The following is a 543-nucleotide window of genomic DNA, read 5'->3' on the forward strand; positions in this document are numbered from 1 at the left end:
CTCCTTTTATCGTTAAGACTTTTCTTACCTGTTCTTTAAGTACTTTATCATCTTCAATGATTTTTTTAATTTCCTTAACGCACTTTTCGATTTCCTTATCTATCTCACTAATAAGCTTTTTGTTGCTTTTAGTAATGAAGATTTGAATATCATATGAGCAATCCTTACTATGTTTAATATTGCCAATTGCTGTCTTCTGCTCCTGAAGCTGAACATAGTATCGGGTTAGGTTTCTGAGCTGCAAGAGTGTGCTTGGCGGTGGTGACCACAACTTATGAACTCTCTCAACACCAAACTGGCTTAGGATTTTCGCATCCACTGCATCTGTCTTTGTTTTTACATTAAGACTCGAGAAGTAGTGCTTAGAGGTATTAGGAAGTACTACGTGAACATTTTTCTTAATCTTATGAAGATGGTATGCAAGTTTTTCATAATAAACGCCTGTTGCTTCCATTAGGAACACAAGCTCCGAATCAGATACAATCAGGCCTTTAACCCAGCGTAATAGTTGATTGAAGCCTTTGCTATCGTTACCGAAGTCCA

1 protein-coding gene is annotated in these 543 nt (G+C 37.0%); it reads right to left on the reverse strand.

The features are described 5' to 3' along the window. A partial coding sequence (locus tag QWY86_RS09340) for an IS110 family transposase (protein ID WP_290241227.1) occupies nt 1–543 on the reverse strand: 543 nt, incomplete at both ends.

The sequence above is a fragment of the Pedobacter aquatilis genome (assembly GCF_030409415.1).
Classification (GTDB): Bacteria; Bacteroidota; Bacteroidia; order Sphingobacteriales; family Sphingobacteriaceae; genus Pedobacter; species Pedobacter aquatilis.